At 63.8% G+C, this 25,792-nt stretch carries 12 protein-coding genes; 7 read left to right on the top strand and 5 right to left on the bottom strand.

Translation table 11 applies throughout. From position 1 onward, the window contains the following. Positions 1 to 122: 122 nt before the first annotated feature. Positions 123 to 935, bottom strand: coding sequence for an alpha/beta fold hydrolase (locus PSH86_RS08860; protein ID WP_305489254.1), 813 nt, complete (start codon positions 933 to 935; stop codon positions 123 to 125). Positions 936 to 1,153: 218 nt separating this feature from the next. Further along, positions 1,154 to 14,140: a non-ribosomal peptide synthetase gene (locus PSH86_RS08855; protein WP_305489252.1), complete on the bottom strand. Its 12,987-nt coding sequence runs from the start codon at positions 14,138 to 14,140 to the stop codon at positions 1,154 to 1,156. 282 nt (positions 14,141 to 14,422) lie between these two features. Here PSH86_RS08855 and PSH86_RS08850 point away from each other — a divergent pair, with 282 nt between their 5' ends. Next, complete coding sequence (locus PSH86_RS08850) at positions 14,423 to 14,971, top strand: RNA polymerase factor sigma-70 (RefSeq protein WP_025212663.1); 549 nt, start codon at positions 14,423 to 14,425, stop codon at positions 14,969 to 14,971. A gap of 146 nt (positions 14,972 to 15,117) precedes the next feature. Here the strand turns inward: PSH86_RS08850 and PSH86_RS08845 are convergent, their stop codons facing one another. The 3 genes from PSH86_RS08845 to PSH86_RS08835 all read right to left on the bottom strand — a co-directional run bounded on the left by PSH86_RS08845 (position 15,118) and on the right by PSH86_RS08835 (position 17,720). After that, entirely contained in the window at positions 15,118 to 16,131 is a 1,014-nt protein-coding gene (locus tag PSH86_RS08845; protein WP_116831803.1) for a GNAT family N-acetyltransferase, read from the bottom strand. Positions 16,132 to 16,201: 70 nt separating this feature from the next. Beyond that, on the bottom strand, positions 16,202 to 16,978 hold the full coding sequence (locus tag PSH86_RS08840; RefSeq protein WP_109751487.1) for an ABC transporter substrate-binding protein: 777 nt from the start codon (positions 16,976 to 16,978) through the stop codon (positions 16,202 to 16,204). Positions 16,979 to 17,093: 115 nt separating this feature from the next. After that, positions 17,094 to 17,720, bottom strand: coding sequence for a TetR/AcrR family transcriptional regulator (locus PSH86_RS08835; RefSeq protein ID WP_116831802.1), 627 nt, complete (start codon positions 17,718 to 17,720; stop codon positions 17,094 to 17,096). 179 nt (positions 17,721 to 17,899) lie between these two features. Here PSH86_RS08835 and PSH86_RS08830 point away from each other — a divergent pair, with 179 nt between their 5' ends. The 6 genes from PSH86_RS08830 to PSH86_RS08805 all read left to right on the top strand — a co-directional run bounded on the left by PSH86_RS08830 (position 17,900) and on the right by PSH86_RS08805 (position 25,791). Then, positions 17,900 to 19,690, top strand: coding sequence for an acyclic terpene utilization AtuA family protein (locus PSH86_RS08830; RefSeq protein ID WP_305489249.1), 1,791 nt, complete (start codon positions 17,900 to 17,902; stop codon positions 19,688 to 19,690). Positions 19,691 to 19,899: 209 nt separating this feature from the next. Then, positions 19,900 to 21,516, top strand: coding sequence for a geranyl-CoA carboxylase subunit beta (gene atuC / locus PSH86_RS08825; protein ID WP_305489247.1), 1,617 nt, complete (start codon positions 19,900 to 19,902; stop codon positions 21,514 to 21,516). 33 nt (positions 21,517 to 21,549) lie between these two features. After that, positions 21,550 to 22,704, top strand: coding sequence for a citronellyl-CoA dehydrogenase (atuD, locus tag PSH86_RS08820; RefSeq protein WP_109751483.1), 1,155 nt, complete (start codon positions 21,550 to 21,552; stop codon positions 22,702 to 22,704). A 134-nt stretch (positions 22,705 to 22,838) separates the two neighbouring features. Beyond that, a complete protein-coding gene (locus PSH86_RS08815) occupies positions 22,839 to 24,809 on the top strand; it encodes an acetyl/propionyl/methylcrotonyl-CoA carboxylase subunit alpha (RefSeq protein WP_305489245.1) in 1,971 nt (656 codons plus the stop codon). A 62-nt stretch (positions 24,810 to 24,871) separates the two neighbouring features. Further along, positions 24,872 to 25,414 carry an exonuclease domain-containing protein gene (locus tag PSH86_RS08810; protein ID WP_109751481.1) on the top strand — a complete coding sequence of 181 codons (543 nt, stop codon included), beginning with the start codon at positions 24,872 to 24,874 and terminating at the stop codon, positions 25,412 to 25,414. A gap of 92 nt (positions 25,415 to 25,506) precedes the next feature. Continuing rightward, the gene (locus PSH86_RS08805) at positions 25,507 to 25,791 is read left to right on the top strand and encodes a pyrimidine/purine nucleoside phosphorylase (RefSeq protein WP_109751480.1); all 285 of its coding nucleotides are present in this window, start codon (positions 25,507 to 25,509) and stop codon (positions 25,789 to 25,791) included. Position 25,792 lies beyond the last annotated feature (1 nt).

Here is a 25,792-nt window from a genome sequence, read left to right as displayed (position 1 = left end):
CGCTGGGGTGCGAAGCACCCCTTGGGTTTCTCGCAGCGGTTCGTCAGGTTGACTGCATTTGTTTTTTGGGGCCGCTACGCAGCCCAGCGGGAGCAAGCTCCCTCGCCACAGTTAGCCAGCCATCAGTGTTTGCGCGCCAGGAACTCCAGCAATGCCTCGGTCACGAATTCCGGGTTCTCCAGGTTGGAGATATGCCCCGCCTCCGGAATCAACACATGGGGGCAGCCGATCAGCTCGGCCATTTCCGCCGCCTCGGACGGTGGACGTGGCTTGTCCTGGTCGCCGCACATCACCACTGTACGCTTGGCATCCAGCGCATGCAGGCGCGGCAGGATGTCGTCCCGACCGAAAATGATCCGCCCCAGCGGCACGATGCTGTCGCGCAGGCGATCGGTCGGCAACGCGGCCAATGTGGCGCGGAACTGTTGATAGAGCGCCGACTGCGGGTCGATACCCGGCCGGAAGAAGATCGGCACGACGATGTCCAGCAACGGCTCGGGAATGCTGCCACTGGCTTCGATCTTGTCGAACAGTGAAAAATAATAAAGGCGGGTCGGCTCCGGCTCGACGCCGACGTAGGTGTCCATCAATACCAGCGACTGCACGCGCTCAGGTGCCGCCAGCGCCAGCCGCGCGCCCCACATCCCGCCCACCGAAAGCCCCACCAGGTGGAAGCAGTCGATGTCCAGGTGATCCATCAACGTCAATGCCTGGCGGGCCAGGTCGTCCAGGGAGGTCATGCCCTCAGGCAACTGCCCGGACTGACCGTGGCCCCATAGATCCAGGGCAATGACCCGAAAATGCCGGGACAACACCTTGATCTGCGGCGCCCACATGGTGTGGTCCCACAGATAGCTGCTGCCCAGCAACACCACCGGGCCTTGGCCTTGGTCCAGGTAGTGAAGCGGTTGTCCGTCGATCGTTGCAAAGGGCATGGGTGACCTCCTTGTTTGAGTCTGGAAAAAAAGCCTTGGAAGACTGAGCTGCGCAGGCTGAGCAGTCAACCTTTGAGCCGGCAGTGCCTGTGCTGTCCCCATCGCGGGCAAGCCTTGCTCCCACAGGGATTGCTGCTTGAACACAAACAATCTGCTCGCAGCCGATCCCTGTGGGAGCAAGGCTTGCCCGCGATGAGGTCTTCATAGACGCCGCAAAACTACAATCCTTCCAATAGCGCCATCAAATCATTCAACCGATCCACCTTCTCCTCAGTGATCTCACTGGCCGCCAACCCATCGATGTACTCGGCCAGTTCCTGCACCGTGCTGCATTCGAACATCGCCCGCAGCGGCACGTTGCGTTGCAGGGCCTTTTGTACCCGCGAGGCGATTTGTGTCGCCAGCAAGGAATGACCGCCCAGCTCGAAGAAGTTGTCCCGCACCCCCACCCGCTCGACTTTCAGCACCTGGGCCCAGATGTCCGCCAGGGTCTGTTCCAACTCATTGCCGGGGGCTTGATAGTCCTGGCTTTGCAACTGGCCGATCTCCAGGGCTGGCAAGGCCTTGCGGTCGAGCTTGCCGTTGGCGTTGAGGGGCAGGCGATCGAGCCACAGCCAGTGCAGCGGCACCATGTATTCCGGCAGCTCGGTCCGCAGGCGCTGCTTGATACGCTCCAGGCGTTCGGCGGGCTTCAGCGCCGAGTCGGTGGCAACGAGGTAGCCCACCAGATACTTGCCATTGGCGCCCTCCTGCACACCCACCGCCCCATCGCGCACTTCCGGCTGTTCATGCAAGCGCGCTTCGATTTCCCCCAGTTCGATGCGGTAGCCGCGGATTTTCACCTGATGGTCGATACGCCCGACGTACTCCAGAATCCCGTCGCTGCGCCGCCGCGCCAGGTCACCGGTGCGGTACAGCCGTTCTCCCGGCGCCCCGAACGGGTTCGGTACAAAGACCGGGGCGGTGCGCAACGGATCGCTGACATAACCGCGCCCTACCCCGGTGCCGGCCACGCATAACTCACCCACCGCGCCCAACGGCACCAGGTCCAGCGCGCCATCGAGCAGGTACAGGCGATTGTTGTCGGTGGGCGTGCCAATCGGCAGATAAGTGCCACGGGTCGAAGCCAGGTCGACCCGGAAAAACGCCACGTCATCGGAGCATTCCGCCGGGCCGTAGGCGTTGACCAGGCCAATGTCCGGGTAACGCAACAACCACTGATGGGCCAGTTCCGGCGGCATCGCTTCGCCGGTGGGCAACATCCAGCGCAGGCCATCCAGGCCGATGCGCTCCTGGGCGAGCATGCCCTGGATCAGCGACGGCACGCTTTCCAGCACGGTGATGCCTTGCTGCTGCACATGCTCGAGCAGCCCTTGCGGATCGTGGGCGATGGCGTTGGGCACAATGTCGACCCGGGCACCGAACAACGGCGCGGCCAGGAACTGCCACACGGAAATATCGAAGCTCTGGGACGCCGTCTGGGCGATCACGTCCGCCTCGCTCAGCGCCAGGTACGGCACTTTGCTGAGCTGGTTGTTGAGCATGCCCCGCTGTTCCACCATCACGCCTTTGGGCAGGCCGGTGGAGCCGGAGGTGTAGATCACGTAGGCGAGGTTGTCCGGCCCGCTACGGACGCCAGGGTTTTGTGGTGAAAAGTCGCCGGCCTGGACGGTTTCCCATACCAGCAACTTTGGCCGCCCGGCACAGGCGAACTCGTCCAGCAACGCCTCGGCCTGGGCCTGGCAGGCCTGAGTGCAGACCAGCAGCGGCGTGCGGCTCAGTTCGATGATGCGGCTCAGGCGCTGGCTCGGCAGCCCCGGATCCAGCGGCAGGTAGCCGGCACCGGCCTTGAAGCTGCCGATGATCATGCCCAGCAGGTCTGCATCCCGTTCAGCCAGCAGTGCCACCGGCTGATCCAGGCCGACGCCGACAGCGATCAAGGCGTGGCCGAGGCGGTTGCTGCGGGCATTCAACTCGGCGTAGCTGTAGCTCGCCTCCAGGCAGCTGACGGCGATGCGTTGCGGATGGGCGGCAACCCGGGCCTCGAACAGCTCGACGTAGCTTTGCTCCAGCGGATAGGCATGCTCGCTCTGGTTGCAGCCGTCGATCAGGAAATCCTGTTCTTCGGCACCGATCAGCGGCAGCTCGGCCATGTCACCGTGCAAACCTTCCATCAGCGCCAGCAGCAAGCGCTTGAACTCGCCGAGCAAACCCTGGACGGTGGACTCATCGAAGTAGCGCTGGTCATACGAAAGGTGCAGTCCCAGGTCATCCCCCGGATAGCAGACCGCCGTCAGCGGGAAGTTGGTGTGGGTACGGCCCGAGTCGGAGGTGGCGTTGAGGCTTTGGGCGCGGTCCAGCACCGAGACTTCCACTGGGGCGTTCTCGAACACGAACAGGCTGTCGAACAGCGGCTGGCCCTTGGGCAGTTCGCTGACCTCCTGGATACTCACCAGCGGCAGGTATTCGTACTCGCGCAGTTGCATGTTGCTGTCCAGCAAAGTGCTGAGCCATTGGCGCACGCTGCACGGCTGATGGTCTTCAGGCATCCGCACCCGCAAGGCGATGCTGTTGATGAACAGCCCCACGGTGCGTTGCATCTGCGGCAGCTCCACCGGACGCCCGGCGACGGTGACGCCGAACAGTACGTCGCGATCACTGCTGACTCGCCGCAGCACCAACGCCCACGCCGCCTGGGCGAAGGTGTTGACCGTCAGTTGATGGGCCTGGGCCAGTTCCCGCAACCGCGCACCGTCCCGGGCATCGAGACGGGTGTAGCAGTCACCGACGATCATGCCGCCGCTGTCACCGGCGTGCTCACGCAGGAACGGCCGGTCGCTGGGGATCGGGGTGGTCCGCTCGAAGCCTTGCAGGTTGTGCTTCCACCACTGCCGGGCTTCGGCCAGGCTCTGGTGTTGCAGCCAACCGATGTAGTCGCGATAGCGCGGCGGCACGGCCAACTGTGGTTCGCGGTTTTCACCCTGGGCGGTGTAGATCTCGAAGAAGTCGTCCATCAGCAGCGAACGGCACCAGGCATCGATCAGGATGTGATGGTTGCTCATCATGAACCAGTAGCGTGCCGCGTCGACCCGGATCAGCCGCAGGTGGAACGGCGCCTGGTTCAACAGATCGAAACCGGCCTCGCGCTCGTTCTTGAGCAGCGCCTGGAGCTTGGCTTCCTGGGCGTCTTCGGGCACTTGCGACCAGTCGAGATACTCCACCGGCGAGCTGCCAGGCTTGTGGATGATTTGCAGCATGTCTTCGCCGACGTTCCAGCAGAACGAGGCGCGCAAGGCTTCATGCCGGGCGATCACCGCCTGCCAGGCCCGGGCGAAACGCTGCGGGTCCAGTTCGCTGTTGATGCGGTAGCGGTCCTGCATGTAGTACAGGCCCGTGCCCGGCTCCAGCAAGGTGTGCAGGAGCATGCCTTCCTGCATCGGTGTCAGCGGGTAGACGTCTTCGATTTGCCCGGCCGGTACGGGCAGGCTGTCGAGCTGGCCCTGGGTCAGCTTCGCCAGGGGGAAGTCCGATGGCGTCAGACCGCCCGCCTCGTCCGTCAGGCAATGTTCGATCAGGCGTTGCAGCTCGTCGAGGTAGGCCTCGGCCAATGTGGCAATGACTTGTCGATCATGGCGCTCGGCACTGAAGGTCCAGCGCAGCACCAGCTCGCCACCGCTGACCTGGCTGTCGACGCTCAGTTCATTGGGCAGCGGCGCGGCGGGATCGTGGATCGCGCCCAACGGCGTATCCAGCGGCTGGAGCAGCGCAGCTTGACCCAGGGTCTGGTCGAGTTGGCCCAGGTAGTTGAAGGTGATCGCCGCTTGCGGCAGGCCGGCCATCGCTTCGCGAGTCGCCGCGTCCGCCAGGTAGCGCAGCACACCATGGCCGAGGCCCTTGTGGGGCACTGCGCGCAGTTGCTCCTTGATGGCCTTGATCGAGGCACTCAAGCCTTCGGCCGCCGGACTCAGGCGCACGGGATAGACGCTGGTGAACCAACCCACGGTGCGGGTCAGGTCGATGTCGTCGAACAGAGCTTCACGGCCATGGCCTTCGAGCTGGACCAGGACCGATGCATGGCCGCTCCAATGGCACAGCACCCGGGCCAACGCGGTAAGCAGCAAGTCGTTGACCTGGGTACGGTAGGCACTCGGCGCCTGTTGCAGCAGTTGCCGGGTACGCTCGGCGTCCAGGCGCACACTGACGGTTTGCGCGTGACGTTCCTGGAGCCCGCCGTCGGGATTCGCGCACGGCAGCGCCCCCTGCGCGCCACTCAACTGCGCTTGCCACCAACCCAGTTCCTCGCGCAGGGATTCGCTGCCGGCGTAGGCCTGCAAGCGCGCGGCCCAGTCCCGCAAGGGGCTGGTCTTGGCCGGCAACTGCGCCTCCCGCCCAGCGGTGAGCTGGCGATAAATGGTTTGCAGATCGTCCATCAGCACCCGCCACGACACGCCATCCACCACCAGGTGATGGATGACGATCAGCAACCGTTGCTGACCATCAGGGAGCTGCGCCAGCACTGCGCGCAGCAATGGCCCGGTCGATAGATTGAAACGGCTTTGCGTCTCGGCAAACAACGCTTCACAAGCCTGCACGGTGTCTACCGACAGGTGCTGCAACAGCGCAACGTCAGACAATGGTTGGTGCTCGGCGCGCCAGTGCCCGGCGGTTTCGCCGAAGCCCAGGCGCAGGGCATCGTGGTGCTGGAAGACAGTGCGCAGCGCCTGCTCCAGGAGTAGCGGCTCCAGGGCCGAGGTCGGTTCCAGCACCAGCGCCTGGTTCCAGTGATGCCGGTTGGGGATCTGGCGCTCGAAGAACCAGTGCTGGATCGGCGTCAACCCCGATTCACCCTGCAACAGGCCCTGCTCGGCGTGCACCTGCTGGCTGCGCGTGGCAACGGCGGCCAGGGTCTGTACGGTCTGGTGCTGGAACAAGTCCCGGGGCGTGAAATGAATGCCTTGCTGCCGGGCGCGGCTGACCACCTGGATGGACAGGATCGAATCGCCGCCCAGCTCGAAGAAGTTATCGTTGAGGCCCACCTGCCCCACGTTCAGCACCTCGCACCAGATCGCCGCCAGGGTCTGCTCCAGGGCGTTGCTCGGCGCCACGTAGTGTTGGCGATTGAGCTCAGGATCAGGCATTGGCAAGGCGCGGCGGTCGAGCTTGCCGTTGGCGGTCAGCGGCATGCTCGCCAGCAGGATCAGATGGGTGGGCACCATGTAGTCCGGCAACTGGGCCTTGAGGTGATTTTTCAACGCTTCGCGCAGGGCTGCTTGTTGCTCGCCATCCTGGCTGGCGATGTCGCTCACCAGGTAGCCGGCCAGTTGCTTGCCTCCGGGCGCGTCGAGGGCCAGTACCACGGCCTCGCGCACCGCCTCATGCTCCAGCAGGCGGCTTTCGATTTCCCCCAGTTCGATACGGAAACCACGGATTTTCACCTGATGGTCGATGCGTCCGAGGTATTCCACCAAGCCATCGGTACGCTGGCGCACCAGGTCGCCGGTGCGATAAAGGCGTCCGCCGGCGGTGGCGAACGGGTCGGCAACGAAGCGCTCGGCAGTCATGCCCGGACGCTGGTGATAACCCTGGGCCAATCCCGCGCCGCCGACGTACAACTCACCCGTGGCGCCTTGCGGCACCAGCGCCAGGTCGGCGTCGAGGATGTACGCCACCCGGGCGCCAATCACACTGCCAATCGGCACACTGGTCGCGCCCTCTTCCAGTTGCTCCGGGGCCAGGCTCGCCAGTGGCATGACCACGGTTTCGGTCGGGCCATAGGCATTGAAGAACTGACTCGGGCTGAATGCCGCGCGAATGCGTTGCAAATGCTCACCGGTCAGGGCCTCGCCGCCGGTGATGCACATGCGCACCGGCAGGGTTTGCCCTTGGGTCGTCAACCATTGCGCCAACTGGCTGCCGTAGCTGGGGGTAAAACCGAGGATGTTGACGCGATGCTGGCGAATCAGCCCGCAGATTTCCTCAGCATCCCATTGGCCCTGGGCCCGCAGCACCACCTGGGCACCAGTGAGCAGCGGCACCAGCAGGCGCTCGGTGGCGGCGTCGAAGTTGATGGAATAAAAATGCAGCTCGCAATCGTCGGGACGCATGCCGAAGCGCTGGATCACTGCCTGACAATGCATGGCGATTTCACCGTGGGACACCACCACGCCCTTGGGCTTGCCGGTGGAGCCAGAGGTGTAGATCAGGTACGCCTGATGCTGCGGCAGGTTGAGCAACGGCAACGGGTGATCCGGGTATTGCGCCAGGGCCGCCGAATCGTCTTCCAGGCACCAGCAACCCACACCCTTGGGCAACGCACCGAGGGCCTGGAACATCGCCCGGTCACTGAGCAGCAAGCCGACGCCGCTGTCCTCGATCATGTAGCTCAAGCGGTCCAGCGGGTATTCCGGGTCCAGCGGCACGTAGGCACCGCCGGCCTTGAGGATCGCCAGCAGACCGATGACCATTTCCAGCGAGCGCTCCAGGGCCAGGCCGACCCGCACCTGCGGCCCGACGCCTCGCTCACGCAGCATCCAGGCCAGGCGATTGGCGCGGCTGTTCAGTTGCCCATACGTCAGGGTCTGTCCGGCGAAGGTCAGGGCCGGCGCGTCGGGTCGAGCCTTGGCCTGTTCGTCGAACAGTGGGTGAATGCATTGATCCAGGCGATGCGCACCGGGCTCGACACCCAGGCTATCGAGCATCCGTTGCTGTTCGCCAGCGTCCAGCAATGGCAGCTCGCTCAGTCGTCGGCTCGGATCGACCAGCAAGGCTTCCAACAGATTGCGCCAGTGCCCAGCCATGCGCGCGATGCGCGGTTCGTCGAACAGGTCGGTGCTGTAGGTCAGACAGCAACCCAGGCGCTGGTCGAGGTCGGTGACTTCAAGGTTGAGGTCGAACTTCGTCGCGCGGGCGTCGTTGACCAGGTATTCAACCGTCATGCCGGCCAGCGTGCGGCTCTGCTGGAACTCCCAGCGCTGCACGTTGCACATCACTTGGAACAGCGGGTTATAGGCGGCGCTGCGCGGTGGTTGTAGGGCTTCCACCAGATGATCGAAGGGCAAATCCTGATGGGACTGGCCTTCGATGACGGTGTGGCGCACTTGTTCGAACAGTTCGCCCACCGACATCTGTCCGTCGAGCTGGCAACGCAACACCTGGGTGTTGAGGAACGCCCCGATCAGCCCTTCGCTTTCCGGGCGGATACGGTTGGCCACCGGCGCGCCGATGCGCAGGTCGGTCTGGCCGCTGTAGCGATAGAGCAGCACGGCCAGGGCGGCGGTCATGGTCATGAACAGGGTCAGGCCCTGTTGCGCGTTGAAGGCGCGGACCCGCGCGGCCAGGTCATCGCTGAGGTCGAAACGGAACAGTTCACCGCGGTGGCTTTGCACCGGCGGGCGCGGGCGGTCGCCGGGCAGTTCCAGCAACGGATGTTCGCGGCCCAGTTGCGCGGTCCAGTAGTCCAACTGCCGCTGGCGCTCGCCCGATTCCAGCCACTGGCGCTGCCAGACGCTGTAGTCCAGGTACTGCACCGGCAAGGGTTCCAGCGGCGACTCACGGTCGTCGATGAAGGCCTCGTACAGCGCGCTCAATTCACGAGCGAAAATGTCCATCGCCCAGCCTTCGGTGACGATGTGATGCAGCGTCAGCACAAAGTAATGCTCATGCTCGGCGGTCTTGACCAGGCAGGCTCGCAGCAGCGGCCCGGTTTCCAGGTCGAAGGGCTTGTGAGCCTCGCTATCGGCCAATTGCTGGACCCGCTGTTCGCGGATGTCAGCAGCCAGCATCGAGAAATCCTTCCAGTCCATGCGCAGGCCTGTCTCGCTGTGCACCTGCTGGCGGGCCACGCCGTCGACGCTCGGGAACGTGGTGCGCAGGGTCTCGTGGCGCAGGATCAACGCCTGCAACGCGGCCTCGAAACGCCCGACATCCAGCACCCCGCGCAAGCGCGCCATGCCACCGACGTTGTAGGCCGGGCTGTCGGGCTCCATCTGCCAGAGGAACCACATGCGCTGCTGGGAATACGACAGCGGCACCGGTTGGCTGCGGTCGACCATCTCGATGGGCGGCTGGCGGTTGGTCTGGCCACTGGCCTGGATCAAGCGCACCTGTTCGGCGAACGCCCCCAGTTCACTGGCCTCGAACAGCGCCCGCAACGGCAGCTCGACATCACAGGCCTGGCGGGTACGGGAAATGATCTGGGTCGCCAGCAGCGAATGGCCGCCGAGGGCAAAGAAATCGTCTCGCAGGCCGATACGCTCCAACCCCAGCACGTCGCGCCAGATGCCGGCGATTTGCTGCTCCAGGGCGCTGGCCGGCTCGACGTGTTCGCGCACCTGCCACTGCGGCTCGGGCAAGGCGCTGCGGTCGAGCTTGCCGCTCGGGCTCAGGGGCATGGCGTCCAGGCGCAGCAGTTGGGCAGGCACCATGTAATCCGGCAGTTCGGCGGCCAGGGCGGTCTTGAGCCGGCGGTTCAACTCGTCCTGGTCTTGAGCGACCTCCGGGGCGGTGTAGTAGCCGATCAACTGCGGGCCGGCCGAGGTGGCGCGCACCAGCACCGCCACTTGGGCGACGCCGTCCTGGGCCAGCAGGCGCGCTTCGATTTCCTGCGGTTCGACCCGGAAGCCGCGCAGCTTGACCTGCTGGTCGAGACGGCCGAGGTATTCGATCACGCCGTCGGCATTCCAGCGTGCCCGGTCACCGGTCCGGTACAACCGTGCACCGGCCAGCCCCAATGGGTCGACGACGAAACGCTCGGCGCTCAGGCCAGGACGGCCGAGGTAACCCCGGGCCAGGCCCAGGCCGCCGATGCACAGCTCGCCCGGGACACCGGCCGGTACGGGATTGAGGTCGCTGTCGAGCACCCGGCACAGCACGTTGCCCAGGGGCCGACCGATCGGCGAGCGCTCGCCATCGGCTTCGGTGCAATGCCAATGGGTGACGTTGATCGCGGTTTCGGTCGGGCCATAGCGATTGTGCAGCTCTGCCAACGGCAGTTGCGCCAACACCCGGTTGCGCAACTCGGCCGGCAAGGCTTCGCCGCCAGAGAACACCCGGCGCAGGCTGGTGCAGCGGGCGCTCAGCGGTTCATCGACAAACAGGTTGAGCAACGGCGGCACGAAGTGCAGCGTGGTGACGCCAAACTGCTGGACCAACTGGGCGATGCGGTGCGGGTCACGGTGTTCGCCAGGGCCGGCCAGTACCAGTTGGCTGCCGGTGATCAGTGGCCAGAAGCACTCCCATACCGACACGTCGAAGCTGATGGGGGCTTTTTGCATCAGCACGTCGGTTTCATCCAGCGCGTAAGTGGCCTGCATCCATTGCAGGCGCTCGGCCAGGGCGGCGTGGGTGTTGCCGACGCCCTTGGGTTGGCCGGTGGAGCCGGAGGTGTAGATCACGTAGGCCAGGTGATCGCCGTGCAAGTGCAGGCCCGGCGGATTGCTCGGCCATTGCTCCAGGTGCAGGGCGTCCATGGCGATGACACTGACGCCCTCGCAGGCCGGCAAGCGTTCGAGCAACGCGGTTTGCGTCAGCAGCAGATCGACACCGCTGTCGGCCAGCATGTAGGCCAGGCGCTCGGCCGGATAGTCGGCATCCAACGGTACGTAGGCACCACCGGCCTTGATGATCGCCAGCACACCGATAAGCAGTTGCGGCGAGCGCTCGGCGGCAATCGCCACACACACGTCCGGGCCAACGCCCTTGTCCCGCAGGTAATGAGCCAGGCGATTGGCCTGGGCATGCAGCTCGGCATACTCGAGTTGACCACCGTCCCAGCGCAGGGCGAGCCGTTGCGGCGTGCAGCGGGCCTGCTCGTTCAACAATTCCGGCAGCCATTGGCTGGCCGACACGCACGGAGCCGCGCCCCACTGACGCTGTTGGCTGTGTTCATCGGCGGTCAATAACGGCACGTCGCCGATCGCTTGTTGCGGATCCGCGCAGACTGCCCGCAACAGGTTGCAGTAATGCACCGCCAGCCGCTCGATGGTCGCCGCCTCGAACAGTTCATCGGCGTAGTCGAACGACAGCGTCAACCGGCCGTTGCGATCTTCTTCGCTGTGCAGTTGCAGGTCGAACTTGGCTTCGCGGCTGTGCCACGGCAACTCCTCGGCCAGCAACCCCGGCAGGCGCCGCAACGCCCCCAGGTCACGTTGCTGGTGGTTGAACATCACCTGGAACAGGCCTTGCTCGCGCGCCTGGGGAAACGCTTCGAGCAGTTGTTCGAACGGCAGGTCCTGGTGGGCCTGGGCACCGAGCGTGGCTTCCCGGGCCTGGGCCAGCAGCGCAGCGAACGGCTGACGCGAATCGACCTGCCCGCGCAGGACCTGGGTGTTGATGAAGAAGCCGATCAACCCCTGGGTCTCCAGGCGCGGACGGTTGGCGTTGGGCACACCGATGCGAACGTCGGATTGCCCGGTGTAACGCTGCAACAGCGCCTGGAAGGCTGCCAGCAACAGCATGAACGGGGTTGCGTCATGGGCTTGGGCCACTTGGCGCAGGGCATCACCGAGACCTTTATCCAGACGCAGGCTATGGCGTGCGGCGCTGCGCTGGTGTTGCGCGCTACGGGGATGATCCGTGCTCAGCGCCAGGGCCGGATGTTCGTCGCCCAGTTGTTGCTTCCAGTACGTCAGCTGACGCTCGGCCTCCCCTTGGGCCAGCCACTGGCGCTGCCAACTGCCGTAGTCGGCGTATTGCAAAGGCAACGGCGCCAGCCCGGCGACCTGGCCTTGGGATGCAGCGGCGTACAACCGGGAGAACTCTTCGATCAACACATTCATCGACCAGCCATCGGCGATGATGTGGTGCAGCGTCACCAACAACTGATGGTCATCCTCGTCGCGGCGCAACAGGGTGACGCGCAGCAGCGGCCCCTTCTCCAGATCGAACGGCATGGCCGCTTCGTCTTCTCGAATCTGCTGCGCCCGGGTTTCACGCACGTCGTCAGGCAGGTCGCCGAGGTCGATTACATGCAGCTTGAATTCGCCCGCCGGATCGACCTGTTGCAGGGCCACGCCGTCACGTTCCAGGAAGCGCGTGCGCAAGGACTCATGACGCTCGATCAGTTGCTGGAAGCTGGCGCGCAGCGCGTCTTCGTCCAGTTCGCCGCGCAGGTGCAAGGCGCCGGGAATGTTGTAGGCGAGGCTCGTCGGATCAAGCTGCCAGGTGATCCACAAACGGTTCTGCGCCAGGGATTGTGGCAGTGGCGCATGGCGCGGCAAAGCACTGATCGCGCCCAGGGCCTGGCCACCGCCCTGTTGCAGGTTTGCCACCGCCGCCGTGAACGCGGCCAGGGTTGGGGCTTCGAACAGCAGGCGCAAATTGAGCGTCAGCCCCAAGGTTTCGCTCAGGCGTGCGATCACCTGGGTGGCGGCGATGGAGTTACCGCCCAGCAGGAAAAAATGGTCGTCAGCCTGGACTCGCTCGACCTGCAATTGCTCGCGCCAGACCTGGCCGATGAGGATTTGCAACTCGGATGACGGCGCAGGTTCATCAGCCACATCCACTTCGGCTGATGGAAACTGTGCATAACTGTCCAAGCTGCCGTCGGCCCATCGGGTGCGGCAGGCCGAGCGCTGCAACTTGCCGCTGGAAGTCTTGGGCAATGCGCCGGGATTGAGCAGCAGCACCACGCTCGGGGCTTGCTGGCAGGCCTCGGACACGGCCTGGCGAATGGCTTTGATCAAGGCTTCCGGCGGCAGGATTTTCTGCACGCTGCGGCTGATTTCCGCAGCGATGCCGATGCCTTCCTCGCCATTGTCGTTGACCGCGAACGCCGCCACCCGGCCCTTGCGCACCACCTCCACTTCGCGCTCGATGGTTTGCTCGATGTCTTGGGGATAGAGGTTATGCCCTCGCACGATCAGCAGGTCTTTCAGGCGACCGGTGATGAACAGCTCGCCGTCGCGCAGGAAGCCCAGGTCGCCGGTGCGCAGCCAGGTCCGACCGTCGTGCTGGACAAAGGTCTTGGCGCTGGCTTCGGGGTTGCGCCAATAGCCCAGGGCAATGCTCGGGCCGGCGGCCCAGACTTCACCGACCTGATTGTCGGCCAGCGGCTGCAACGTGGCCGGCTCAACGATCAGCACCGAGTGCCCGGGCTGGCTGACACCACAACTCATCACCGCACTGCCCTGCCCCGGCTCGGCACGGTTTTGCGCCAAGGCCGCGTCATCCACCCGCAGCGAAGGAATGCCCTGGCGACGTGGCGTGCCGGCGACGAACAAGGTCGCTTCGGCCAGGCCGTAGGAAGCCATGAAATTGTCCGGCGTGAAGCCGCACGGGGCGAACTTCTCGGCAAAACGCTCCAGTGTGTCGAGGCGGATCGGCTCGGAGCCGGAATAGGCCACGCGCCAGCCGCTCAGGTCCAGACGCTGGAGGGCCGAGTCACTGACTCGTTCGCTGCACAATCGATAGGCGAAGTCCGGTCCGCCGCTGATGGTGCCACCGTATTCGCTGATCGCTTCGAGCCAGCGCAGGGGCCGGGCCAGGAAGTAGGCCGGCGACATCAATACGCATGGGACGCCGCTGAACACCGGCTGCAACAAGCCGCCGATCAAGCCCATGTCGTGGTACAGCGGCAGCCAACTGACGATGACGTCCTCGGGATTCAGGTCGATACCAAAGCCATGGCGGATCAGCGATTCGTTGGCCACCAGGTTGCCGTGGCTGACCTGCACCCCCTTGGGCAATGCGGTGGAGCCGGAGGTGTATTGCAAAAAGGCAATGTCATCGTCCTGCAGCACCGGCATCCGCCAGTGCCCGGCACGGGCCGGGTCGAGGGTATCGACGCACAACACCGGCGGCGCCGCTTCGATGGCTTGCAACGGCTCGCGCAGATCGCTGCTGGTGAGCAACAGGCGCGGTTCGGCGTCTTGGATGATCGACAGCAAGCGCTCCTGATGATGGCGACGGGCGGACTCCGGTGGATAGGCCGGCACCGCAATCACCCCGGCATAGAGGCAGCCGAAGAATGCCGCGACGTAATCCGGGCCGCTGGGGAACAGCAGCACGGCGCGATCGCCCAGCGCCGCTTCGGCTTGCAAGGCGGCGGCGATGGTTCGGGCACGCAGGTCCAGGTCGCGATAACTCAACACCACACCCTGCCCGGGGGTGTCGGCGAGGAAGCGCAGGGCCACCCGGTCCGGCGTCAACGCGGCGCGGCGCTGGAGGGCATGAGCCAGGGTGCTGGGGAGTTCGAACGCGTCGGTCATGGGGGTTTCCTGCCTGAATTCGGCTTGCAAGTTGTCACCCATGGGAACGGATAGCGCCGGCAAATAATTAGTCGGGGCGCCCTCTCACCGAAGCCTGCGGCGCAGCAGCCAACCGCCATGCGCCGCGGCAATGGGTCGCGGCACCGAGGCTGGACTTTATTGCATCAATAATTCTTCTTCTCAATTGACAATCATTATCATTAAGCCTAATTTGGCCGTCGATGTGTAGGACGGGTCCGGCATCCGGCCGTCCTGCTAACTTTTTGCAGCAAGGTGAATTCCATGACGGAACAAGTATCCACAAGCAGGTGCGACTCACCGTTACTCCAGGCATTCGTCGATAATCGAATGATTCTGGTCAAGATCGCGGCGCGCATTACCGGCTGCCGGTCCCGCGCGGAAGATGTAGTGCAGGACGCGTTTTTCCGGCTGCAATCGGCGCCCCAGATCACCTCCTCGTTCAAGGCACAGCTCAGCTACCTGTTCCAGATCGTGCGCAACCTGGCGATCGATCACTACCGCAAGCAGGCGCTGGAACAGAAATACTCGGGGCCGGAAGAGGAAGGGTTGAACGTGGTGATCCAGGGTGCTTCGCCAGAAACCTCCCACATCAACTTCTCCACCCTGGAGCACATCGCCGACGCGCTGACCGAACTGCCCAGCCGCACCCGCTATGCCTTCGAGATGTACCGCCTGCACGGCGTGCCACAGAAGGACATCGCCAAGGAACTGGGCGTCTCGCCGACCCTGGTGAATTTCATGATCCGCGATGCCCTGGTGCATTGCCGCAAGGTGTCGGGGGTTCGGGGGGATACCTTCGCCCGGCGGTAATGCGGGCAGCAGTTCCGGCCCCATCGCGGGCAAGCCTTGCTCCCACAGGTTACCTGTTCACAAAAAGGTGCCTGATAGAGCTCCTGTGGGAGCAAGGCTTGCCCGCGATAGCGTCCTGACGGCCGCCACTTGTGCCGAGCTGAACCTCACATCAACCCACACCGATCAAAAAACCGCTCACGCCCCAGGATCATCAGCGCCGCGCGCTTGTGGGGAAAATCGAATTCCTTTTCACAATGGAAACACTGGTTGTGCAGGTGCCCAATCATCCTGGCATTGTCGGCCCGGGGCTCGGCCACCACGCGCTGGGTGCGCGGGTCGTCCAGGAACAGGTAATGCACCAGCGCCGACAGCCAACTCGCCACCTTGTGCGGCCCCCGGTGTTGCTCTTCGCCCACCAGCATGTGGATACCGCGGTCATAGTTCCCGGCGTCATAGAACGGCGCGATGCGGTCTTCCTTGGCCCAATAGGCTTCGAAATAAGCGAACGGTTGATCATCGAAACAACCGATCAGGGTCAAGACCCGGGGATCGGCCTGCAATTTGCCCAGGTACTCGCGATGCTGTTCCAGGCTGCCCTCCTCCTGCCAGAAGCTCGCCACCCGAGGGCTGTTTTGCCAGCGGTTGAAACGCTCCAGGTCCTGCTCGATTTCCAAGGTACGCAAGGACACCCAGGCCCCCAGCCGCGCATCAAAACGCCGATACACCTCTCCACGCGGCTTCATGGGCCGGCGTGGATGACGCTGGCCATCGGTGATGATCATGTGCTGTGGGTAACTGCCGTTGAACGATTCCCCCAGCCAGGGCTGCGGCAGTTGCCAGAACATCGTGCGCTCGCAAATGTATTCACCGGCGCGCTCGGTGCCCGTCAACAAACCGCTCAGCAAGGCTTCGCCAGGACGCTCGTCGAGGTGCCAGGTCAGGCGCTGGCAGTCGGGATCGCGAGCAAACAGCCAATAGCAGGCCGCCCACAGCGCCGGGCCCACCGGGCGGTCATGGACTTCCTGCAAGTGCACATGCAACTGCGGGCCGCGCACAAGGCGCAGCCGGATCAGCGGCGCACCTTCGAGCATCAGGCTCAGGTGGCGTTCGGTTTCATCGGCGCCGAGACGACGACCGCCAGGCAAGGGCAGCGTCGTCGGCTGATTGAGGTTGGACATGGAAGGGGCTCGCGTATTCGTCGGTAGTCAACGTGGGACGTGAGCCGGGAAGGGAAATTTAGTGTCACCTTCAATGGGAGTGCGCGGGCACCAGATGAATCTGGTAGGGCTGGAAAATTTTCAGCAACTGACCGTCATCCCGCAGCTTTTGCAGCAACTGTGCAAACGCCTCACTGGAGATGGGCGCCTGCGGTCGGATCAGCGCGTAATGGTGGTAAATCTGATCGATACGTTCCGATACCAGCAATTGCGGGCCGACTTCAGGATTGCGCAACACGTAATCGTTGAGGTACGAACGGGTCACCAGGGCGATATCCGCGCGCCCTCGCAACACCATCAACAAGTTGCTGTCGTGGGAATAGGTCAGCGTGGCGTTGTATTGGCCAGCGAGGAACTTGGGGTCGGCGTTGAACTGGGCGAAGGCGTAGTGATAGCCGCTGAACAGGGCCAGGCGCTTGCCCCTGAGGTCTTCGAAATAACTTTGCTGGCGATCCGCCTGGCGCTGGGAGACGAAGACTTCCGCATCTTCCAGGCCCATGTCTACCGAGGTATGCGGCACATCCTGCCAACCCCATTCGGGGTTTTCGAAAATCGCCATGTCGACCCGGCCCTGCTTGAAATCATTGAACCGGCGCGGGATCGACGTCGGCACCAGCACGAACTGATAGTCGGTTTGCGACTGGTTCAAGGCCTCCACCATTTGCGGCAACAGGCCCGTGTCGGCGCCGTTCTCGGGACGAACGGTATAAGGCGGAAAATGTGCCGCGCCGATCCGCACCAGTTGCGCCGCCTCGATGGGCAACGCCAGGAAAACGGCCAGAGCAGCCAGCAGCAGACGCGAGGTCATCCCCATCGATGAAAACGTCAAGATAACCCACTCCCCAAAAGTCCCCATCAATACAATCAAGCTAGGCGGTTTCAGCCACTTAGCCAGCCACACGATCGTTTAAGGCACTGTTCGACTATTGTTTTTCTTCAAGCACCAGGATCAAGGCTTGCTCGGCCAGCTCATCGAGACTCAGGCTGCCTTCGGTGCGAAACCAGGTGGTGGTCCAGGATAGCGCTCCCGTGAGGAACCGCCGGGTAATGAACACGTCCCCGCGAATATACCCGGCCTCCTTGGCCTGGCCCAGGACCTCGAGCCACAAGTCTTCATAAATATCACGCAGGGCCAACACCTGCCGTTGCCCTTGCTCCGATAGCGAACGCCATTCATAGACCAGCACCGCCATCGCCTCGCCGGTGCCGCCCATGATCGACTGCAATTCGCAGCGGATCAGCGCCAGTACCCGCTCGCGCACGCTATCGGCCTCGGCCAGGGCGGCGCGCATCAAGGCGGTGTTGTAGCGGATGGTTTCTTCCATCACCGCCCGCAGGATCTCATCCTTGCTCTTGAAATGGTGAAAGATGCTGCCCGATTGAATGCCCACGGCACTGGCCAGGTCACGCACCGTGGTGCGCTCGAAGCCTTTGTTGCGAAACAGGTGGGCGGCGGTCTGGAGCAGTTTGCCGCGAGCACTGTCCGGGTCGGTCAGTTGCCCGTTGTCGACCAGCTCACGCATCACGCCCAGGGCTTTTTGCTCGTCCACCCATTCTCTCCTACAGTCGATCAACCAACGCGCGGGCATTGCACACCAAATCATCAGTGGCGCGGGCAATTTAAGCCGAGCGAGCCAACCAAGCAAGCGCTCGGCAGAAGAACCCGCGGTCGTTTACAGACCAAGCGCTTGCTTGGTAGTCTCGATCCACCTTTGCCGGAGGCAACGCCATGCCAAAAACGATCCGTATCGGTTGCGCCAGCGCCTTCTGGGGCGATACCTGTACCGCGGCGGCGCAACTGGTCGAGGGCGGGGCTCTGGATTACCTGGTGTTCGACTATCTGGCCGAGGTGACGATGTCGATCATGGCCGGCGCGCGCCTGAAGGACCCGCTGAGCGGCTATGCCACGGACTTCATCGAGGTCCTCACACCGCTGCTGCAGCGTTTGCATGCCGATGGGATCCGCGTCATCAGCAACGCCGGCGGGGTCAACCCCCAAGCCTGTGCGAAGGCCCTGCAAGCGGCCAGCGACCAGGCGGGCGTGCCGTTGAAGATCGCCGTGCTGCTGGGCGATGACCTGCAACCGCAATTCGAACAACTCGCCACCCAGGGCATCCGTGAAATGTTCAGTGGCGAGTCCCTGCCATCGGCGTGCGTCTCCATCAACGCCTACCTCGGCGCGCCCGGCATCGTCGAAGCGTTGCGCCTGGGGGCCGATGTCGTGATCACCGGTCGCGTGGTGGACAGCGCCGTGGTCAGCGCCGCCCTGATACATGAGTTCGGCTGGGCCTGGCACGATTACGACAGATTGGCCCAGGCCGCGCTGGCCGGGCATCTGATCGAATGCGGCGCCCAGTGCACGGGCGGCAACTTCACCGACTGGCAGGACGTACCGGATTACGAACACATCGGCTTTCCCATCGTCGAGGTCATCGCCGACGGCCAGTTCCTGGTCACCAAGGCCGAAGGCAGCGGCGGGTTGATCACGCCGTTGACCGTTGCTGAGCAGTTGCTTTACGAAATCGGCGACCCGCAAGGCTATCTTCTGCCGGACGTGATCTGTGATTTCAGCCAGGTCAGGTTGGTCCAGCAAGGCAGGCACGCCGTACGGGTCCACGGGGCCAAGGGCCTGCCACCCACCGACCAGTACAAGGTTTGCGCCACCTGGCCGGACGGCTGGCGCTGCACCGCCACCTGCCTGATCGCCGGCATCGATGCGGTGACCAAGGCTGGCCGAGTCAGTCAGGCGATCATCAACAAGACTTCGCAAATGTTCGATCAGCGTGGCTGGGCGCCCTACAGCGAAGTGAATGTCGAACTGCTGGGCAGCGAAGCCACTTACGGTCAGCACGGTCGGCGCCGGGACAGCCGTGAGATCGTCATCAAGCTGGCGGTACGGCACCCGGACAAGCAGCCACTGACGCTGTTTTCCAGGGAAATCGCCCAAGCCGCCACCGGCATGGCGCCAGGGCTGACCGGCCTGGTCGGCGGCCGGCCGACGGTGTCCCCGTTGATTCGCCTGTTCTCGTTCCTCATCGATAAAGCCAATTGCCAGCCTGAAATCGAAATCGACGGCCAACGCCACCCTTGTCCCCTGCCCACTTTCGAACCACTGGACACCGCCGACCTGCCAGTCGCCCCGGACCTGCCCAAACCCCAGGGCCGGGCCGATGCCAGCGTGCCGCTGGTCAAACTGGCGGTGGCGCGCTCCGGCGACAAGGGCAACCACAGCAACATTGGCGTGATCGCCCGCAAGCCCGAATACCTGCCCTGGATCGCCGAAGCGCTGACGCCACAGGTGCTGGTCGACTGGATGAGCCACGTGCTCGACCCGCGATTGGGCCGAGTCGAACGCTGGTACCTGCCGGGCACTCACAGTTTGAATTTCCTGCTGGAAAACGCCCTTGGTGGCGGCGGTGTCGCCAGCCTGCGCATCGATCCCCAGGGCAAGGCGTTCGCCCAGCAGTTGCTGGAGATCCAGATACCGGTGCCGCAGCACATTGCAGACCGGGTCAACTAAGGGATGGTCGCCATGGCCCATGTCAGTCACACATGATGAGCAGGTTGAATTGAATCTGTGGCGAGGGGATTTATCCCCGCTGGGCTGCGCAGCAGCCCCCAAAACAGTCAACTCAAACCATTGCACGCATTTAGGGCCGCTTCGCGCCCCAGCGGGGATAAATCCCCTCGCCACAGGGTTCTGCGCTAATCCGTTTGAAAGGAGGCTGCATGCCGGTCATCGAATCGCACCTGGATCCCCACAGCGCTGACTTCGCGCGCAACCACGCGGCGATGCTGGCCGGCGTCGAACAGTTGCGCCAGCTCGAACAGGCCGTGGTGGACAAAGCCACCCAGGCCCAGGGCAAGTTCGACCAGCGCGGTCAACTGTTGCCGCGCCAACGCCTGAACCTGCTGCTCGACCCCGGCGCCCCGTTCCTCGAGCTGGCGAGCCTGGCCGGCTACAAACTTCATGACGACAAGGATGGCAGCCAGGCCGGCGGCGGCCTGATCGCCGGGATCGGCTACGTGTCCGGGGTGCGGGTGCTGGTGGTGGCCAACAACAGCGCGATCAAGGGCGGCACCATTTCCCCCAGTGGCCTGTACAAGACCCTGCGCCTGCAACAGATCGCCATGGAAAACAAACTGCCGGTCATTACCCTCGCCGAAAGTGGCGGTGCCAATCTCAATTACGCCGCGCAGATTTTCGTCGAAGGCGCGCGCTGCTTCGCCAATCAGGCGCGGATGTCGGCCATGGGCTTGCCGCAGATCACCGTGGTGCATGGCTCGGCCACCGCGGGCGGTGCCTATCAGCCGGGTCTGTCGGATTACGTGGTGGTGGTGCGCGACAAGGCGCGACTGTTCCTGGCCGGGCCGCCATTGCTCAAGGCCGCGACCGGCGAAGTCGCCACCGAGGAAGAACTGGGCGGCGCACAAATGCATGCGCAAGTGGCGGGCACCGCCGAATACCTGGCCGAGAACGACGCCGACGGCATCCGCCTGGCCCGGGAAATCCTCGGCATGCTGCCCTGGAACAGGCAACTGCCGCCACAGTCCGAACCACGCTGGGCGGAGCCACGGTATCCAGCCGAAGAACTGCTGGGATTGATCCCCGACGACCCGAAGAAGCCCTACGACGTGCGGGAAATCATCGCGCGCATTGCCGACGGCTCGAATTTCCTCGAATTCAAAGGCGAATTCGATCCACAGACCATCTGCGGCCACCTGCACATTCGCGGTCATGCCTGCGGCCTGATCGGCAACAACGGACCGATCACGCCCCAGGGCGCGAGCAAGGCCGCACAGTTCATCCAGTTGTGCGACCAGAGCCGCACGCCGTTGCTGTTTTTGCACAACACCACCGGGTTCATGGTCGGCACCGAGTCGGAACGCCAGGGGGTGATCAAGCACGGTGCCAAGATGATCCAGGCCGTGGCCAATGCCCGGGTGCCCAAGCTGACCGTCGTGGTGGGCGGCTCCTATGGCGCCGGCAATTACGCCATGTGCGGTCGCGGGCTCGACCCGCGCTTCATCTTCGCCTGGCCCAACAGCCGCACCGCCGTGATGGGTGGTGCCCAGGCCGGCAAGGTGCTGCGCATGGTCACCGAAGCTACCCAGCTCAAAAACGGCCTGACCCCGGACCCGAAGATGCTGGACCTGCTCGAACAGACCACTGCGCAGAAACTCGACAGCCAGTCCACCGCCCTCTACGGCAGCGCCAACCTGTGGGACGACGGGCTCATCGACCCGCGCGACACCCGCACGCTACTGGGCTATTTGCTGGACATCTGTCACGAGGCCGAGCACCGGCCACTGCAAGCCAACAGCTTCGGCGTGGCCCGTTTCTGAGGACGCTCCACGACTCACAGGAGAACAATAAAAATGATCTTCACCCAGGAACACGAAGCACTGCGGCGCACCGTTCGCCAGTTTGTCGAGCATGACATCAACCCCTACGTCGACGAATGGGAGAAGGCCGGGCGTTTCCCCATCCACGAGATTTTCCGCAAGGCTGGCGAGCTGGGCCTGTTGGGTATTTCCAAGCCACCGGCATTCGGCGGCATGGGCCTGGACTACAGCTATTCGATCGTCGCAGCCGAGGAATTCGGCACCATTCATTGCGGCGGCGTACCGATGTCCATCGGCGTGCAAACCGACATGTGCACCCCTGCCCTGGCCCGCTTCGGCTCCGATGAACTGCGCGAAGCATTCCTGCGCCCGGCCATCCGCGGCGAACAGGTGGGCTGCATCGGTGTCTCGGAGGTCGGCGCCGGCTCCGATGTCGCCGGGCTCAAGACCACGGCGCGCAAGGACGGCGACGACTACGTCATCAACGGCAGCAAGATGTGGATCACCAACTCACCAAGCGCCGATTTCATTTGCCTGCTGGCCAACACCTCGGATGACAAACCCCACGTCAACAAATCGCTGATCATGGTACCGATGCACAGCCCCGGCATCAGCCTCGGTCAGCACCTGGACAAACTCGGCATGCGCAGCTCGGAAACCGCCCAAGTGTTTTTCGATGACGTGCGGGTGCCGCAACGCAATCGTATCGGCCAGGAAGGGGCCGGATTCATGATGCAGATGCTGCAGTTCCAGGAAGAACGCCTGTTCGGCGCGGCCAACATGATCAAGGGCCTGGAGCATTGCATCGACAGCACCATCGAGTACTGCAAGGAGCGCAAGACCTTCGGCACGGCCCTGATCGACAACCAGGTGATCCATTTTCGCCTGGCGGAACTGGCCAGCGAGATCGAATGCCTGCGAGCGCTGGTCTACCAGGCCACCGAGCAGTACATCAACGGCCAGGACGTCACGCGGCTGGCGTCGATGGCCAAGCTCAAGGCCGGGCGCCTGGCCCGGGAAACCACCGACAGTTGCCTGCAATACTGGGGCGGCATGGGCTTCATGTGGGACAACCCGGTGGCCCGTGCCTATCGCGACGTGCGACTGGTGTCCATTGGCGCCGGTGCGGACGAGATCATGCTGGGGATCATCTGCAAACTCATGGGGATTTTGCCGGGGAAAAAATAATGAATACATCGCCTGCCAGGCTGCCATCGCGAGCAAGCTTTGCTCCCACAATGCCTGGTGAGTGCATTCGCCTGTGGGAGCAAAGCTTGCTCGCGATGAGGCCCTGATAGCCACCGCAAACCCCAGGAGTGACCATGCCCACCTTCAGCAAGATCCTCATCGCCAACCGCGGCGAAATCGCCTGCCGGATCCAGCGCACCACCCAGGCCCTGGGTTATCGCACGGTGGCGGTATTCAGCGAAGCCGACGCCGACGCGCTGCACGTGCGCATGGCCGATGAAGCCGTGCTGATCGGCCCGGCTCCGGTGCAGCAATCCTACCTCGACCCTTCGGCCATTCTCGATGCAGCCCGGCGCTGCGGTGCCGATGCGATCCATCCCGGCTATGGCTTGCTCTCGGAAAATGCCGGCTTCGCCAAGGCCTGCGCCGAGGCAGGTCTCGTGTTCATCGGCCCCAGCCCCGAGGCCATCGACCTGATGGGCAGCAAACGTCGCTCGAAAATCGCCATGATCGAAGCCGGCGTTCCCTGTATCACCGGCTACCAGGGCGCCGCCCGGGACGATGACACGCTGCAGCGCGAAGCCGGGCGCATCGGCTACCCGTTGATGATCAAGGCCAGCGCCGGTGGCGGAGGCCGAGGGATGCGCCTGGTCCAGCGCGCCGAGGATCTGCTGGAGCAGTTACGCAGCGCGCGCTCGGAGGCTTTGCACGGCTTCGGCAACGACGAGTTGATCCTCGAACAGGCCTTGCTCGATCCGCGTCATGTGGAAGTACAGATTTTCGGCGACCACCACGGCCAACTGATCCACCTGGGCGAACGCGACTGCTCGATCCAGCGTCGCCACCAGAAAATCATCGAGGAAGCGCCCTGCCCGGTCATGACCGCCGAACTGCGCCAGGCCATGGGCGACGCGGCGCTCAAGGCGGGGCGCGCGGTGAGTTACGTCGGTGCCGGCACCGTGGAGTTCCTGCTCGCTGGGGACGGCCGGTTTTACTTCCTGGAGATGAACACGCGCCTGCAGGTCGAACACCCGGTCACCGAGCTGATCACCGGCCTGGATCTGGTGGCCTGGCAATTGGACGTTGCCGCCGGCAAGCCGCTACCCCTGCGCCAGGAGCAGGTGTTGCTCAGCGGCCATGCCATGCAAGTGCGGCTGTACGCCGAAGACCCGGCGGCGGATTTCCTGCCCCAGACCGGTCGACTGATCGGCTGGGAGCCGCCCATACGGGACGGCGTGCGAGTCGACCATGGCCTGTTGGAGGGCCAGGCCATCACCCCGTTCTACGATTCGATGCTGGGCAAACTCATCGTTCACGGCGCCACACGCGAGGAGGCCCGGCGCAAATTGTTGCGAACGGTGGAAGATTGCGTATTGCTTGGCGTCCAGAGCAACCAGCGATTGCTCGCCGCGTTGCTGGCACATCCGCAGTTCATCGACGGCGACTTCAGCACCGGCTTCATCGGGCAGCACTTGGCCAATCATCCGGCGCTCCTGCCTCTTGAGCCCTCGGCCGAACAGCTCGCCATCGCCGCGGCGGCGTTTTATCAAGCCTCACAGGCACGCTATGCCCCTGGCCTGGGCGGATGGCACAACAACATCGGCGCGGCGCTGCACTACCGGATCGGCGCTGGGGAGCACGACTGGGTGCTGAGCCTGGTGGCCGAAACCGGCGGGAGGCTCAGCATCCGCAGTGCAGGGCGCTTGATCGAACTGAAACTGCTCGACGTTGACCTCCATGGCGCAACGCTGGTCATCGACGGGATTCGCCGCCGGCATGGGTGGCGCCTCGATGGCCACGATCTTTGGCTGTCTACCCGCCCCGGTGGCCTGCACTTGCAAGACCGGACCCACGCCCCCATCGCCGCCAAGGCCAGTGCCAGCGACGGGACACTCGAGGCGCCAATGGACGGCGCCATCGTCGAGCTGCTGGTCAGTGAAGGCAGCACGGTGCGCCAAGGCCAACTGCTGATAGTGCTTGAGGCGATGAAAATGGAGCACCCGCTCAAGGCCGGCATCGACGGCGTGGTCAGGCAATTGCAGGTCATGCGGGGTGATCAGGTGAAAAACCGTCAGGTTTTGTTGCGTGTCGAAACAGGCCACTAGTCGGATGCCAAGGGTTTGACTACGCTCAAACCCATCAGCACGCCGACACCGGGAACCCTGCGATGCCTCACTGGCTGGTGATTGATCTGGAGGCCACCACCGATGAAGGTGGCTGGCCGGTAACCGAAATGGAAATTATCGAAATCGGCGCCACGCTGGTGAATCGTGACGGCCGCGAGGTGGATCATTTCCAGCGCTTCGTGCGGCCCTTGAGACGACCGCTGCTGACGCCTTTCTGTCGCGAACTGACCCACATTACCCAGGCCAATATCGACGGTGCCGCGCCCTTGACCGAGGTCTGGCCGGCATTCGAGCGCTGGCTGGCGCCGTATCACCCGAATCTGGAAAGCTGGGTCAGTTGGGGCGATTACGACCGCAAGCAACTGCTTCAGGAATGGCAGCACCAGCAATTGCACAGTGTCCTCGGCCAGGTACCGCACATGAACCTCAAGCAACGCTTCGCCAAGGCCCGTCGGCTGGAACGACCACTGGGGCTCAACGGCGCGTTGCAACTGGCTGGCCTGCAGTTCTGCGGTCAACAGCACCGTGCGCTGGAAGATGCCCGCAATACCGCACGGTTATTGCCCCTGGTACTTCCCGGTTGAGCGGCAACCACCTACCGGCCGACAGATGACGAATGTTGAAGCCTTGTGCATACTGGCCAGCCTTTTTCAGCCCCTTTTTCGAGGAATCGCCCATGTTCAAAGTCAACGAGTACTTCGACGGCACCGTCAAGTCGATCGCTTTTGGCACTGCCGAAGGCCCTGCGACCATCGGCGTCATGGCACCGGGCGAATATGAGTTCGGAACGGCCCAACGTGAAATCATGCACGTCGTCTCCGGCGCCCTGACCGTGAAGCTGCCTGACAGCACCGACTGGGAAACCTACGAGGCCGGCAGCCAGTTCAATGTGCCGGCCAACAGCAAGTTCCAGCTCAAAGTGGCCGTCGATACCGCCTACCTGTGTGAATACCGCGGCTGAT

Origin of the sequence: Pseudomonas sp. FP2300 (genome assembly GCF_030687595.1) — a bacterium.
Lineage (GTDB): Bacteria > Pseudomonadota > Gammaproteobacteria > Pseudomonadales > Pseudomonadaceae > Aquipseudomonas > Aquipseudomonas bijieensis.
The sequence above is the reverse complement of the archived record's forward strand: the minus strand, read 5'-3'. Positions and strand labels throughout refer to the sequence as shown.